A 14503-nucleotide genomic window follows, 5' to 3' on the forward strand; every position below is an offset into this window, starting at 1 on the left:
GGTGTGCTCGACCGGATTTGCGCTTTTCTTCGATGCATTGCGCGTCGGGAAGTGGAGGTTCGCCGCGACCTGATCGTTTACGTTGCACGCATCACGTAACGCTATTGGCACGAGCATGCGTGGAACGGGTCACGGTCGATGAAGGGCTGACTCGTCCGGATCAGTCGTCCGCTATTCGGTCAGCGCACGATGCAAGTCTTGCAATGCCGGTAAAAGCTCCACGGGATCGCGCATCGACTTGCGTGCTGCGCCGATAGTCCGGCGTACGCCACCGGGAGTCTCACCTTTTTCGATCAGTGCGAGTGCAGGGGCCCGGCAAGCCATCAATGCATCCACCCAGTCCGCCGGCTGCACGACCTGGAAGCGCCGTGTCACCAGGCGGCTTGCACGAAATGCTGGAGCCAGCTGCTCCACTTCGGCGACCGCTGCGGCGAAGCCAGCAGGAGTTCGCACCGGATTGGCAGGATCCAGCGAATCCGCGAGGGCAGCCAGTGCATCGGCCAGGCGCCGCCGCAGCACGGCGGTCGATCGCACGGGCAGTACGAACCAGGCGGAGATGACGCCGATGATCGCCCCGATCACGATTTCCTCCAGCCGTGGCCACAGGATGCGTGGCGCCGATGAACCTGCGAAGCCTTGCAGCAAGGCAAGCGCGATGGTGACGAACAGCGCCCACCACGCGTAACCCAGCGGACGCAGCCATAGTCCAATAAAGATGGCGGCGAGGATCAGCACGACCGTGGTCATGTCATGCGATCCGACGTGCAGGGTAAGCGTCAGGGCGACGACGGTGCCGGCCGCGGCGCCCAGCACGCGCAGCACGCTCTTGTACGCGACATCCAGCCGGCCACGGTTGCCGCTGATGACGATGAAGGCAGTGAGCACGATCCATGCCCATCGCTCAGTGAAGAAGACATAACCGACCACGAAGGACGTTGCGAGCGCGACAGCCATCTGGATGGCCATCCGAGTGCTTGCAATCGGGTGCATCGAACTTTCGCGTGCCGGTGCGGGTGCGGGACGTTCCGCCACACGTACCGGCGGAAGCAGGCGCATGCAACGGGCCAGTGCATGCAGCACACTCACCCAGAGCAGGGCGAGCAGCGCGATGAGTATCGGTATCAGCAGTGTCGGGATGCTGCTGGCTGGCGCAGCCTGGATGTGTGGCGTGGTGAGCAGCACCACGAAGGGCAGCGCGATCAGCGAGCCGGCACGACGTGCCATCGGGCCGAATCGGCGCAACCAGATCGACACGAACATGCCGGTGACGAAGACACATGCGCCTAGCCACGGTGCGCGAAGCAGCAACATGCCGACGCCGACCGCGACCAGGCCGATGACGGGCAGCACCACGGCTGCTTCGATGCGACCGCGCAGATCGCGGTCGAGATGACTGCGCGAGAGCGATAGGCACAACACAACAGCCAGCACGGCAGGGCCTGGTCCGGGGGCGATCGCCAGCGCACAGAGCAAGGTGGCGATGGCAGCCAGCATGGTCACGCTGGCCTCTCGCAATGCGCGGAGGAGTGTCGCGGCGCTCCACGCCGCCATGCCGGGTACATGTCGTGTCAAAACTGCAGGAATCATTCGCGCGACAATGAGATCGGCAAGGGAGTCGAATCCTACTGTCTCATGCTTGCGGGGTTCCTCGACAGCCTGCACGACCCGCCGGCTGTCCTCTGTCATGAATGCTGGCCATGGCGGTGGTTGTGGTGGTGAATCAGCGATGACGCATCCACTGTCCGCTGCCGGCAGCAAAACCGGACGGGTAATCAGGTGAAAGCCATGGCCGCTACCGCTAGGGTGATCCGGCTTCAATGGCTGTCTGCAGAATCAATCCTGTTCTAGCCTGTTCTAGCCGTTTGCATTCGCGCCAGTCAGTATGCGTGCCAGATCCGTCGTGCTGGACCGGATGCGTCACTCCACCGATCTGGCGATCAATTTGCCAGGTTGAAGTGCACCGGCACTCTCTGGGAAAGGCCCGGGTGTGGGTCGAAGCGCCAGCCGCGTACTGCTTCCAGGGCCGAGCGATCCAGTTCGGGGAAGCCGCTGGATTGGGAGATGCTGTCGTCGGTGACCGAGCCGTCGGCGGCAAGCTCCACCCGAACGATTACGACGCCCTGATGGTGTTCGCGCACGGCCTTCGGTGGATATTTTGCCGGCTGGGTCGCTGCCGACGGCGGCGGCGATACCAAGGGGGGAATACAGGTGATTCTTTCGCTTTCCCGCAGCGATTTCAGGTTGGCTTCGTCGGAAGGCTCCGTGACCTTGCGCTTGAGCTGCTCCTGGATCTGCTCTCGCGTCTGTTCACAACGAAACTGCTGCCGCTGCTGCTCCGGGGTCATCTTGGTGGTGTCACTGCTTCCTGCCGGAGAGGTATTCCCGTCCTGAATGTATCCGGCGGGAGATCCTTGTCCGAGGCAGGTCGTGGAAACGGCAAGGAGGGCCAGCAAGGTCAAACGTCGCATGATCGTGTATCGCCTTCATTGAGTGATTTTCTGGCCGGTGCCATATGCTACGGTCGGTCTTGGCAACCTTAGCTCACGCTCTTTGGGAGATGCAATTTTTCGACGATGTGATTGCATGCCCTGACGCAACATCGTGCCGTTGAAACCTTTCTCATGCTGACCTGAAGCTGGGGACAGATGGCGCCTGTCCCCGCGGGACCTGAGGGCCGATGCGGCACCTCGCACCAGTCGGGCATCGAGGGTGCGTTACATCGGAAGGCTTCGCGGTGGCCTCACGCACGGACGTTCAGTGCACCGTGGCCGCTACATCATCCACGAGACGAACCAGGCCGCGCATGTCGAAATCAGGTGGGTCGACCGTGGATCCCAATCGCACGATGACCAGCCGTTTGGACGGCACGATGACAATACGCTGACCGTTCAGACCTGAAGCGAAATACGCATCACCAGGCATGCCGGCAATGATGTGGCTGCCGTCTGCGGCGGTACCTGCATTGGTCCAGAAACCCGAGCCATAGATGCTGTCGAGTGTTTGCCGGCTGACGTAGGCACTCCATCCCTCGGGCAGAATGCGTCGGCCGTCAATCATGCCATCGTCCAGGTACAGTTGACCGAATCGCGCCCAGTCACGGGCCGATGCGTAGATGCGGGTGGAACCAACCAGGGACTGTGCACCGTCGAATTCCATCAGCACGTGTTGCATGCCCAGCGGATCGAACAGCTCCCGATGTGCGAAACGGATGAGGCCGGGCGCACCACCACCTACCGTATCGCGCAGGATCCCGGTGAGGATCAGGGTATTGCCGCTGGTGTACTCCCATTGCTGTCCGGGCTGGATTCTGAGCGAGGCATGGGCGGCGTATCCGGCCATGTCCTTCTTCAGGAACAGCATGGTCGAGACCGGATCGAAACCACTGTCGTCCTCAGTGAGATCCAGCCCCGAGACCATCCGCGACAGTTGATCCAATGTGATGCGATGACGAGGATCGCCAGGCGACTGCCAGGCGAGTACCGGTGCCGGCATGTTCATGGTCAGCCTGCCTTGCTTCACCAGAATGCCGAACAGGGCATTCACCACCGACTTGCTCAACGAGTACCCCAGTTGCGGCGTGTCTGGATTGAACCCCGCGGCATAACGTTCGGCGATGATCTTGCCGTCGTGCATCACCACGATGGCATGCACGTTACGATGTGGGCCATGGGCGGGCTCTGCAAAAGCGAGCGCCAGCGCGCCGACGATGGTCGGATCCTCGCTTGTGGCTGGCGCGTCGGTTGTGGCTGTGGCTACTTCATGCGCTGCTTGCAGGGTGGCAGCATCCGGTGCAAGCAGGGGCAGCGCGCAGCCATAGGTGGGGTAATAGGTCACCTCGCTGACAAAGTGCCCCAGCCATTGGGCAGTCACCTTGCGAGTGTCCCTGTCGACTGCATAGTGCAGTCGCGGCAACAGGATATGCATGCCTTTCATCGGGGCGATGTTTTCGGCAAAAACCCGATCCGGTGCCAACCCTTCGACAAACACGCCAGTGCAAAGCGTTTGCGCGACATTGGCCGTGGCGACCCTGATGGCGCGATCCGGTCGTCTCCACAGGCAGAACCCTGCCATCGAAAGCAGTAGCACCAAAAAGAGGGAACAAACGATCCGGGCAGTCGTTTTCATACGCGCCGATAAAAGTGTTTTGCGGTGATCCGCGAGGGTGTTTCGCATGGCTGGCCGGGTACCTAGTCTGGCCAGCCATGGGGCACCAACGCTAACCGATAAAAGACAATTCAACGAGTGACAGCTGTCATCCGGCAACTGGCCCGGAAGGTGTTGTCTCTTGAGGCAGGGAGCGCCAAGGCGTATCAGCGACGGCCCGGATGGCGGCAAGCAACCATGATTGATGCTGATACTGGAAATGGCGCAGATATCGACCAGATGACTGCATCTGCCAAGAGTTGCAAGTACGGAGTGGGCGAGCGCAAGTCCTGAGCCGCTGCTCCCGGTCAGGTTGACGTTGTGTACGGCCCCCTGCTTGCAGCACATGGCGAACTAGTCACAGTTCGCCATGTGCCTTGTATGCCAATCATGCTCAGGCGAGCGCGGAGAGAATTATCTCCGGCTCCACTTTTCAGGCAGCTGGCATTGTGGTCTTGATGCTAGTGGGAAGCAGGCATCGCGGAAGAGGCCGAGCTTGCCGGTGCAGCAGACTTCTGCTTGTGCATCGCCTTGTGTCCCTGCGCGCCGGTGTTGCGGTACATCTCGTCGGCGGTCTGTTTCTGATCGCTGGACAGCACAGCATACAAGTCACTCATGGCAGCAGACAGCTTCTGCATGTTTTCGGCATGGAGCTGAGTGAGCGCGGCATAGGACTTCATGGCTTCATCGGCGTTCATGGACGGAAGCTTCTGCGCGCGGTCGCGGAAGGCATCAGCGGTCTTCTTGGCATTGTCACGCATCGTTTGTGCAAATGCATCCCATTGCTTCGACTGCTGATCGGTAATCTTCAGCTGGGCATGCAGATCGCTGATGCGTTGTTCCACGGCGTCCGCGCGCTTTTGCGAATGGTGCGTTGCCGCTGTCGCTGAGGTGGACTTGCCGGAGGTCGCGGTTGCCTGCTGTGCCCAAACCTGGCCTGTCAGCATGGCAAATGCAAGCAAGCCGGGTACGGCAAGATTGCGAATGACGTTTTTCATGGTTGGATGCTCCGATTCACAGTGTCGAGTCGATGGCAGCCCGGGACGGGCGCTTCGTGGCATTCAATCTTGATACGGATTCTGATCAGGCGGCGGAGGTGGTGGATTGTTGTTGTCGTAATAGACGACACCCGGCGGTGGCGGTGGCGGCGCTGTCGTGTAAACCACCGCAGGCGGTGGTCGCTGCACCGAGTTTGCAATCACCGTACCGGCGACCAGTCCCAGCAAGGCACCGGCGATAAGATTGCCGCCTCCATTGCCGCGGCCGCGATAGTCATGCCCGCGATACTGGGGCACTGGCCGTCTGTGGTATCCATCGTGCCGATAGTCTTGTGCGTGAGCGGGCAGAGCGGGTGCCGTTACGGCGACGGCAAAAAGCGCTACAGCGATCTGACGATACACATGGGTTCGAGAAATGTGAGTCATCACTGCATTCTCCTCACTATGTCACGGTGGTCGCATGGCATCGGCCAACATCGGATGCCTGCGAGGGCATGAATCAGCGCGGCAAGAGCAGGCAATGACAACGAGGACCGGCATGTCATTGCGATCGCCGACAATGGAGTCTATGCCAAATCGCGTGAAGTGATGCTCAATGGGGCCGCGCTGACAGGTATCGGTTCATGCCATCAGGCAATGCATGGTGGCGATAGCGGGGATGTCATTCATCGACACGTCATTGCCGCTTCGTCTTGCCATAAATGCCATTGAAGTCATTTGCTTGCGGTGCCATTGCTTCCGTGTGAGCCGGATTTCGCAATCTTTCACGTTGAAGCTCCAGATTACTGACGGGTTTGGTGACCGCAAGCACCTGCAGGTGCTTCGTCACGGTCTGTCGGTGATGTCGATACCGCAGGTGAGCTGTGTGATATCTACCCGCGTCAGCAGCTAGTGCAAAGGCTCGAAGATGCGGTTGGCTTTTTCCAGTCGATAGTAATCTTCGACTGCTGCCTTGTCGTCGGTGAAGGGTTTCAGATAGGTGGCCGGGATGCTGCCTTCCGGGTAGACGCCGTGTGCGTCAGTGGCATAGAACTCGCGGCCGATCGCTGAGAAGCCGATGGGTTGATGATTGTCCTCAAACAGGGATGTGCCGAGAAAGCTGTTATCCACACGGCGTACGCCGAGCAGCTGCAGCAAGGTTGGCGCGAGGTCGATCGAGGTTCTGCCGTTGGCGTCGTAGGTGGCTGGCAGCCGATGGAACGGATCGTAGATCAGCAAGGGAATCTGGTCGACGAAGTAAGGTTGATAATCCTTTCCTGCGACCTGCCGATACGCGGGGTCGGGGTAGGTGGCGTGATCGGCCGTGAAGATCAGGATGGTGTTCTTCGCGTATTCGCTGGCAAAGAAATAATCCAGAAATGTACCCACGGCGTGATCGTAGTTATGCAACTTGTTCAGGGATGGGTTGCTGCCATCGCCGTACTTCAGGCCGAATGCAACAACATCGAGGAAGGCGTGCGTGCCGAAGTTGTATACCCCGGTGAAGAATGGCTGGCTGGCGCCGGAAAGCGTATGCCGTTGCAGCAGCAGGTTCAGCGCGTGGAACAGTTCGCCATCGCTGAGCGCACCTTCCACGGTATACATCGGGTTGCCCGGCGCAATGTCCCGACTGACATCATCGAAGGAAAATACCTTGTCGAAGCCCAGCATGCGCAGCATTGTGTTGAGTTCGACCGTGTCGTGATGGGGTGACAGGAAATTGGTGCGGTAGCCAAGATCCCTGAGAGTCATCGGTACCGATCGATAGTTGGTGCTCACCATCGAGGATCGCAGGTTCGAGTTTTCCCAGGCATCCGTGTCGCCGCCGCCGCCCGCCCAGGGGTAACCCGAGACGAGTTGCCCCTGTATTCCCCGGTAGGTTGCAGCGGTGTGGTTGTAGTAGTGGGTCACGCGCATCGAGCGCGCGGCCAGGCGATCGATATTGGGTGTCAGGTTCGGGTATTGGCCACCGTATGCGCCGATCAGGCGTGCGGACGTACCCTCGGTGAAGATGACAATGACGTTCTTGATGGTCGCGTCATTATCTGTCGAGGCGAATGACAATGGTGTCGAGTAAACCTCGCGCTTCTCGAGTGGAAAGGTTGCAGCTTCGCCTGCGCTATCGGTCTGCCGTGAAGACGGCAGCATGAGATTCGACCGCAACACCTTGCCGTAGTTGCTGACGAGACTCCCGATGGGGGCCTGGCGATAACCGACTTCGAGCAAGCTGGTGCTTCCCTGCCAGGGGACAAGGCAAGCCTGAACCAGCAGCAGCGCCAAAGTCAGTGGCAGCAGCCAGTTTCTGCTCCGCTGCGTGGGTAGCAGGCCGCTTGAAGTCGGGCGTGGGGCTCTTCGTGCACGCAGGCAGGCTGTCGCATGGATCAGCCACCAGACAACGGCGATCAGTAGAGCCAGATAGAGCGAGCGCTGCGCGACGATCCGGCTTTCAGTGCGGTTTTCGATGGCCAGGACGGTGATGAAATTTCCCGAAAGGTATAACGCGTAGATCTGCACGGCGTAAATGGCGCTGACGATGGCGGCGATCAGCAGGACGAGCGCGCTGGCAATCCGGCCGGGCCATCGTCCGTCCAGCCATTCGGTGAAGCTGTAGAAAAGGCCGAGTTCGATCAGTGGCGTGACGAGGCGAACCAGGGACTCTCCGATCGAATCACCGTGTATGCCAACCAGGCCATACAGCGCAATCAGATAGGCGAGATAGAGACCCGTTACAAATACGAGTCTGTGGCGGGGCGCCATGTATCGATCGGCGGCCGCCTGCCCGGTATTCCAGCGCATCCACATTCTCCTGATCTGATTCGTCACTCGTGCAGATTCGGGACCGGACACCGGGACTGTTCTGATGCAGCACGCCATGCCATCCGGACACGGGCACGTTGGTCGATGAACGGTAGGTGCTACGGGTTCGTACCGCAAGGAGTCGGTCGCGAGCCATGCCGGACTTCGGTTGCGGGTGCAGTGTTCCGTCATGACGGGCAGGTCCGGGGCTGTCGACTGACAGGCTTCCTGTGCCCTGCCCATGCGGATCAGTGCTGACGGCGAAGTGCTCTCTCTTCGGCTCGCCATGGGCGAGCTTGTATGGCCTGATCACAGGAGATTCTTCCGTATTTTCTGCTCCTGTGGATAGATCGAAAGCAAGTCACGTGCCGAGATGCCCAATACGACCCTGTGCCCAGCGTGCAAGATGGTCGAACGCCGAAACTTGGGCACGAAACCATGGCAGCGTAGGCGGTCTGGCGATAGTTGCAAGAATTCGTGACACGGAAAATGGGCACCATCCCGGATGGCGCGAGTTACACTGTTGTCGGGCACGTCTGAACGACATGCTCGGGGGGATCCACGGTAACCGACTTGACAGGCTTCGACGCGTGCGCGCCTCGGCGGTATGGATGCGACGTGGCAGCACGCAAGCAAGCAGGACGCTCATTGATTCTTCGCTGACAGGGTGTTTCGCCCATGGCCGATCAAAAATCCTTCCCGAAAGTGCCGACCAATCCAGTCGACTGGAATGATCCAACACTGGTGTCGCTGCTCGACAAGACCGGAGAGTGGCATCTCGACAACCGCCTCGCCTATCCGCCGAAAGACATCCAGATCCAGTTCGGCTGGGGCGGTGGAACCGTCAAGCCGGCCATGCTGGTATGGCAGGGAGAAGAGGCGATGGTCATCGAGACAAGCTTTCCGATCGAACAGGGTGAACACGTGCGCATCAACAAGTACCTGGAGGACGACTTCGGAACCCAGTGGGGCGAGGTTGTCGAGAGCCGGGCAGGGCACCGTGCCGATGACAAGACAAACGGCACGCATGTTCATTGGCTGCACATGCGCTGATCGGGAATGAACCTGTCGTCACCGGCATGACATGCCGGAATAGCGCCTTGTGTGCCGCATGTAGCATCAATCAGACTTGAATTGAATGACGCCGTGCGGCGCGATGAATGTCTTGCGCTTGCTGCTCATGCAACCGATCGCGGTTGGCTGCGGGCAATGCGGGTCGTTCTATGGTGGATCTCGCGCAATGCTCTTCAGTTGTTCGAGGGGTGGAAACACGTGAGATCGGCAAGGATGCCCGACGAGCAATTGCGAAAATCCGGTATAACCACTGTAAGGCGATTCCGCATTTTCATGCGATTTGGCGCCGGCGTGGTTGTGCTCGACTGGGCCCGAACCGACACTGACACTTGTGTCGATGCCTGACACACGGCAGGCTGAACGCTGTGCCGTGGCCCGGGGGAGTTTGCCGCGGCAGTCGGGGTTTCGTTACCGCGTGTGCCGTGGAGGCTCAGCTCATTCCTGTCCCAACGAACCACCGCGAACTTGCTGCAGGCATTGACTACTTCTTTGCCGTGTTGCCGGATGATCAGGCCCGTGCAGGGATTGCCGGTGCCTGTGAACGTTTCTGCAAATCGCACCGGGTGAGTGGCTCATTGGTCGGCACCGACAACTTTCATCTGACACTCTGTCCGATGGGCAAGGTGGAGCGGATGCTGCCGTCGCTGGAAGGCGCATTGCTGGCTGCCGCCGGCACGGTGCGGGCCAGCGCCTTCGACATCACACTGGACTCGGCCATGCGCTTCAGTGTGGTGGATGGCCGCTTTCCATTCGTCCTGTGCACGGACAGTGCCAGTACCGAGTCGGCCCTGAAGCTCCGACAGGCCGTTGCCGAGGCACAGCGTCGCGGCGGACTGGCGGTGACAGGCGTCTCCAGCTATCTGCCGCATGTGACGCTGCTGCATGGGCATGCGGTTGATGCAATCCAGGAGTCCATCGCACCGATCCGCTGGACCGTGCGTGAATTCGTGTTGATTCGCAGATTCTTCGGCCAGTCCCGCCAGGAAGTAGTCGAGCGCTGGCCACTGGAATCACCCATCGCCAAGGCGCCCGAGTTCTTCGACCTCTCGGATCTGCCGGATCTGGCCGAGTTGCCGGAAGACGAGTGATACGCTCGCGGAGTGTGACCTGATTGTCGTCCGTTGAGCTGGATCAGCCGGCGAGACGTTCGAGCCAACTGTGGAACGCTGCCGAAGGCAACGCCGGGCTCACCAGGTAGCCCTGGATCGCGTTGCAGCCCAGCCCTGCCAGCGCGGTGCGCTGCTCTTCGGTTTCAACGCCTTCGGCGACCACGGACATCTTCAGGTGATGTGCGATGGCGATCATGGCCTCGATGAAGCGGTCGTGCGAGCCGAGGTGCAGGCCCTCGATGAAGGTGCGATCGATCTTGAGTTCGCTCACGGGGAGTTTCTTCAGGCTTTCCAGCGAGGTGTAGCCGGAACCGAAATCGTCGAGCGAGAACTGGAACCCGGCGGCTTCCAGTGCGCGGATCTTGCTGGCGGCGTCGTCCAGATCGTGCAGGAAGGCGTTCTCGGTGATCTCGAGAGTGATCCGTCGCGGATCGGCTTGAGTCGATGCCACCGTTTCCTGGAGGGTATGCACAAAATCCTGAGTGAACAATTGCCACGGACTGACGTTGATCGAGATACGCGCTTTGGCATGCGCGGCCGGCCACGTCTCCAGTTCAAGGCAAGCCTGCTGCAGGACGTCGCGACCGATGCGGTGGATCAGACCGGTTTCCTCGGCAATCGGGATGAACTCGTCCGGGTCGATCAGGCCATGCTCGGGATGCCGCCAGCGCAGCAGCGCTTCGGCACCGACGAAGCGGCCCTGCATGTCGAGCTGGGGCTGGTAGTGCACTTCGAATTCGCCACGGTCGAGGGCGAGCCGCAGGCCTTTCTCCAGCAGCAGGCGTCGGTCGGCCTGCGCCTGCATCTCGCTCTCGAACACCACGGCGGTATGGCGCCCGGCCGCCTTCGCCCGGTACAGAGCCATGTCGACCTGGCGCAGCACGCTGTCGACATCACGCGCCGTGCCTGGGAGTGGCGCGATGCCGGCGCTCACGCCAACCACGAGGTCATGGTTGCCGATGCGCAGCGGCGCGGTGAGTCGTGCGGTGATTTCCTGCGTGATGCGCAGGGCTGCCTGCGCGGGAGATTCATTGTTGTCGATCAGTGGCTGGAGATGCAGCGCGAACTCATCGCCGCCCAAACGGGCGACGCAGGCGCCGGGCGGCGCCGCTTCACTGATGCGTGTGGCGACCCCTTTCAGCAATTCGTCGCCCACGTCATGGCCGAGTGCCTCGTTGATGGTCTTGAAGTGATCGAGGTCGAACAGGATCAGCGCGCCGTCGACCTGCTCGGTGGAGGCAAGTGCCGCCTGCAGACGCTCGTGCATGAAGTGGCGGTTCGGCAGGCCGGTCAGGTGGTCATGGTAGGCAAGGTGTCGCAGATCCGCTTCAACGCCTTCCCGGCGCAGGGTTTCACTGCGCAGCTCGTCGAGACTGACCGCCAGCGCCTGATTCCGCCGCTGCAGTTCACGCCGGAGTACGCCACTCATCAGCAGCACCAGTGCGAGGAAGGCCAGCGAATCGAAGGTCAGTCCGCGGCCACCGTGGTAATTGACCATTTCGGCGTGTACCGATGCCGTGGCCTGCAGGATCAGATACAGCGTGAGCGACCATACACGAGCGCCACGACCATGCCGCCACAGCAGGACGCAGCAGCACACGGCCCACAGGAAGCTGGCATCCACTGCTGCGTAGTAGAGGCCGGTCAGCACCGGCGCTTCAGTGCCGGCAAAATCATGCACGCTTTCACCCCAGGGCAGCACGAGCGGTGGCCGCATGGTGATGCCGGTGTACAGCATGCTGTACGGCGAGCCCAGGTTGATCAACAGCATGGGGGTGAAGATCACTACGGCAGCGATGACCCAGCGACGCCAGTGAACAAGGCCGGCGTACAGGCTGAAGAACCAGATGCCGGTCGGATAGATCAGGCAGCCAAGGGTGATCTCCGCGCGTGCCAGAGCGGCGGCAGTCGAGATGGATTCCGCCTGATAGAGCGATGCGGCCAGGGCGAGATAGACCGAAACCAGCAGGCTGAGGCAACCGAATGCCAGGTACACGCGATCTTGCCCCTGTGCAGACCGGGCGAACGTGGCGTGGATGCCGGCGAAGAAGCAGATCCCGCAGGCAATCAGCAGGCTGGATATATACAGAGTCAAACGATCACCGACGGATTCCCCCGTGCAGCCGCTGCCCTGCGACCGCCGATGACCATGTTACGCCTCCGGCCATGCAGTAGTGAGCGCAGGCGCGCTGCAGGCAGGATGGTGGAAGATCTCCGGCAACAGGGCCGGCCTTCTCGAGCATTCCGGAGCGCGGTCGCTCGAGTCGGCGACATGAGGTATTCATGGCACCTTGCCGACGAAAATCCTTGCGGATGGATAGTCCGCTGGCCCAGCTCCTTGCGCGTATGGGAGGGTATAGTCAGCCGTGCCGGCGTTCGGGTTTGCTTGTCGCCCCCGATCGCCCTGCCAGCAAGAAGCGACTCGATGCATGCTTTCAGGGGTCTCGCCGTCAAGCATGGTGAATGCCATCGGTCCATTGGGGACATCCAGTTCAGGAACTGGCGCGTGAGGCCATAACGCCACAGCAGGAGCAACGATGATGAAGATGCTCGTCTACGCGGCAGCAATAATCCTCATGCCGATCGGTACCGCCCATGCCGTCAGCCCGCCGCCACTGCGTGAAGGGCTCTGGCAATCCCACACCCAGAATATCGAGAGTCCTGGTGGTGACAAAACCGAGATGACGTCAGAGATCTGCCGCAACCATGCGGTGGATCAACACGCGGAATCCCTTGTAAATAACATCAAGGGCTGCACCAAGGTCAGCGAAAATGTCGAGGGCAACACGTACACCTCGGAGATGCGCTGCGTCGTCGGCAATACGGTTATCGACAGCAAGGGCGTGGTGACCGTCCAGGGCGACACGTCAGCTCATTCCGAGACGCATATCACCTACACGCCTGCCCTGGGCGGCAAAACCGGGGGCATGATGATCCAGGATTCAAAATATGTCGGCAGCTGTCCGGCAGGTATGCAGCCTGGAGATGTCAAATTTCCGGACGGCAGAATCGTGCATCGAGGTGGGCATTGAGGGGCTCGGCAATATCGGGCGATCAGGCCATCTGCAGCATACGGAAGGTTGTTGTCCTCGACCTCGATAGAGCATGAAAAAGCGGGCCGGATTGCTCCGGCCCGCTTTGTATCCTGAATCACTTCTTGTAATGCGCGTAGCTCAGTGCTTGTCCTGGTGCTCCCCTCTGTTGCCACCACCATTACGAGCCGGTTGGGCATGTGGCTGGGCCTGTGGGCGTGCCTGTGAAGGACGATAGGCCGCCGTAGCAGGCCGCATGGAAGCTTGCCTTTGATAGTTGGGTGCATTGCGTGCGGGGGCCGCGTTCGCGTTTGTGCGGTTGTACGGTGTCGACCGCTGGCTGTTGCTGTTTCTCGGCGCATAGCCAGCGGAGCGTTGGGTGTTGTAGCTGGTCCGCGAAACGGGGCGATTGTTCACGGCGTTTGTGCGCGGGGAAGCTGCGTAGCCGGGCCTGGTGGTTCTGGCCGCCGCTGCGCTCATGGCCGGACTCATCGTTCCACGTGCCCTGACCACGCCATTGCCGCTGAAGGCGCCCGCTCGCGGTGTGGCGGCAATGGACGGCGAGCCATGGTTCACCGAGGCTCGCAGCGAGCGGTTCTCACCGGCCATGCGAACCTGCTGTTGCTGCGCGGCCAGCGGCTGCATGTGCCGATCATGCACGGCCATTTGCTCCTGGGGCGTGGGGCGCGCCATCAGGCCACCTCGACCACCGTTGTAGCTGACACGGCTCATGCCCGTGTTGTACGCGACGTTTCGGTTGTAGTTGAACCGGCCATGATCCCAGTAGCCGCCCCGGTAGCCCACGCCCTCGTAGCCATAGCCATAGTTGATGCCGCCATAGAACCCCACATGCGGCCCCCAGTAGCCGCGATTGAATACATAGAAACCGTTGCTCCAGCCCCAATAGCCAGGCGTCCACAACGCACCCATATAAGGGGCCAGTACCCAGGTGCCTGGAACCCAGAAATAGCCGCCATCCCCATAGGCCCAGTAGCCCGGCGTCCAGATATAGCCATCTCCGGGCATCACGGGCTGTGCATAGATCGGCAGGGGTGGTGGCGCGATGCTGACCGAGACGAACACGCCTGCAAAAGACGCGAACGAGACCGCCATGAAGCAGGTGGCCACCAGCCACATGGCGAATCGGCGAAGCGGCGGCGATCGCAGCATCGAGCGGCTATTCAAAAGCAGTTTCATGGGAGCACCCTGGAGGTTGACAGTACTAGGACACAATAACGGGTCGGTGCCGATCCGGAGGACGCAGTGCACAGGATTGCCGAAAGCTGTTCATACAGGAGTCGACAAGGTGTACCCCGAATAACTTGTCCTGCAATGCGTACCGCAGCCTGGGCACGATGGCATGGTGTGCCCA

The 14503-nt window shown here is 60.7% G+C and carries 12 protein-coding genes; 3 read left to right on the forward strand and 9 right to left on the reverse strand.

Annotated elements, in window-relative coordinates; translation table 11 throughout:
* Positions 1-171 precede the first annotated feature (171 nt).
* The 7 genes from B0E51_RS14735 to B0E51_RS14765 form a co-directional block, all read right to left on the reverse strand.
* The gene (locus B0E51_RS14735) at positions 172-1494 is read right to left on the reverse strand and encodes an FUSC family protein (RefSeq protein ID WP_254424548.1); all 1323 of its coding nucleotides are present in this window, start codon (positions 1492-1494) and stop codon (positions 172-174) included.
* A 443-nt stretch (positions 1495-1937) separates the two neighbouring features.
* On the reverse strand, positions 1938-2468 hold the full coding sequence (locus B0E51_RS14740; protein WP_077445627.1) for an energy transducer TonB: 531 nt from the start codon (positions 2466-2468) through the stop codon (positions 1938-1940).
* Between the two features lie 286 nt (positions 2469-2754).
* Positions 2755-4491, reverse strand: coding sequence for a serine hydrolase (locus tag B0E51_RS14745; RefSeq protein ID WP_254424534.1), 1737 nt, complete (start codon positions 4489-4491; stop codon positions 2755-2757).
* A 113-nt stretch (positions 4492-4604) separates the two neighbouring features.
* Entirely contained in the window at positions 4605-5141 is a 537-nt protein-coding gene (locus tag B0E51_RS14750) for a Spy/CpxP family protein refolding chaperone (RefSeq protein ID WP_077445629.1), read from the reverse strand.
* Positions 5142-5204: 63 nt separating this feature from the next.
* Complete coding sequence (locus B0E51_RS14755; RefSeq protein WP_077445630.1) at positions 5205-5438, reverse strand: hypothetical protein; 234 nt, start codon at positions 5436-5438, stop codon at positions 5205-5207.
* Positions 5439-5762: 324 nt separating this feature from the next.
* Positions 5763-5909, reverse strand: a complete 147-nt coding sequence (locus tag B0E51_RS19685; protein WP_217333110.1) for a hypothetical protein — start codon at positions 5907-5909, stop codon at positions 5763-5765.
* Positions 5910-6029: 120 nt separating this feature from the next.
* Entirely contained in the window at positions 6030-8108 is a 2079-nt protein-coding gene (locus B0E51_RS14765; protein WP_217333111.1) for an LTA synthase family protein, read from the reverse strand.
* Between the two features lie 486 nt (positions 8109-8594).
* Between B0E51_RS14765 and B0E51_RS14770 the strand changes: the two genes are divergently transcribed.
* Positions 8595-8969, forward strand: coding sequence for a hypothetical protein (locus B0E51_RS14770; RefSeq protein WP_077445633.1), 375 nt, complete (start codon positions 8595-8597; stop codon positions 8967-8969).
* Between the two features lie 584 nt (positions 8970-9553).
* The gene (locus tag B0E51_RS14780) at positions 9554-10078 is read left to right on the forward strand and encodes a 2'-5' RNA ligase family protein (protein WP_254424535.1); all 525 of its coding nucleotides are present in this window, start codon (positions 9554-9556) and stop codon (positions 10076-10078) included.
* A gap of 43 nt (positions 10079-10121) precedes the next feature.
* Here the strand turns inward: B0E51_RS14780 and B0E51_RS14785 are convergent, their stop codons facing one another.
* Positions 10122-12194, reverse strand: coding sequence for an EAL domain-containing protein (locus B0E51_RS14785; RefSeq protein WP_077445636.1), 2073 nt, complete (start codon positions 12192-12194; stop codon positions 10122-10124).
* Between the two features lie 442 nt (positions 12195-12636).
* Between B0E51_RS14785 and B0E51_RS14790 the strand changes: the two genes are divergently transcribed.
* Positions 12637-13131, forward strand: a complete 495-nt coding sequence (locus tag B0E51_RS14790) for a DUF3617 family protein (protein ID WP_077445637.1) — start codon at positions 12637-12639, stop codon at positions 13129-13131.
* A 141-nt stretch (positions 13132-13272) separates the two neighbouring features.
* On the opposite strand, the gene B0E51_RS14795 is transcribed toward B0E51_RS14790, so the two are convergent.
* Positions 13273-14328 carry a YXWGXW repeat-containing protein gene (locus B0E51_RS14795; RefSeq protein ID WP_077445638.1) on the reverse strand — a complete coding sequence of 352 codons (1056 nt, stop codon included), beginning with the start codon at positions 14326-14328 and terminating at the stop codon, positions 13273-13275.
* Between the last annotated feature and the right edge of the window lie 175 nt (positions 14329-14503).

The organism is Rhodanobacter sp. C05 (genome assembly GCF_002001165.1).
Lineage (GTDB): Bacteria > Pseudomonadota > Gammaproteobacteria > Xanthomonadales > Rhodanobacteraceae > Rhodanobacter.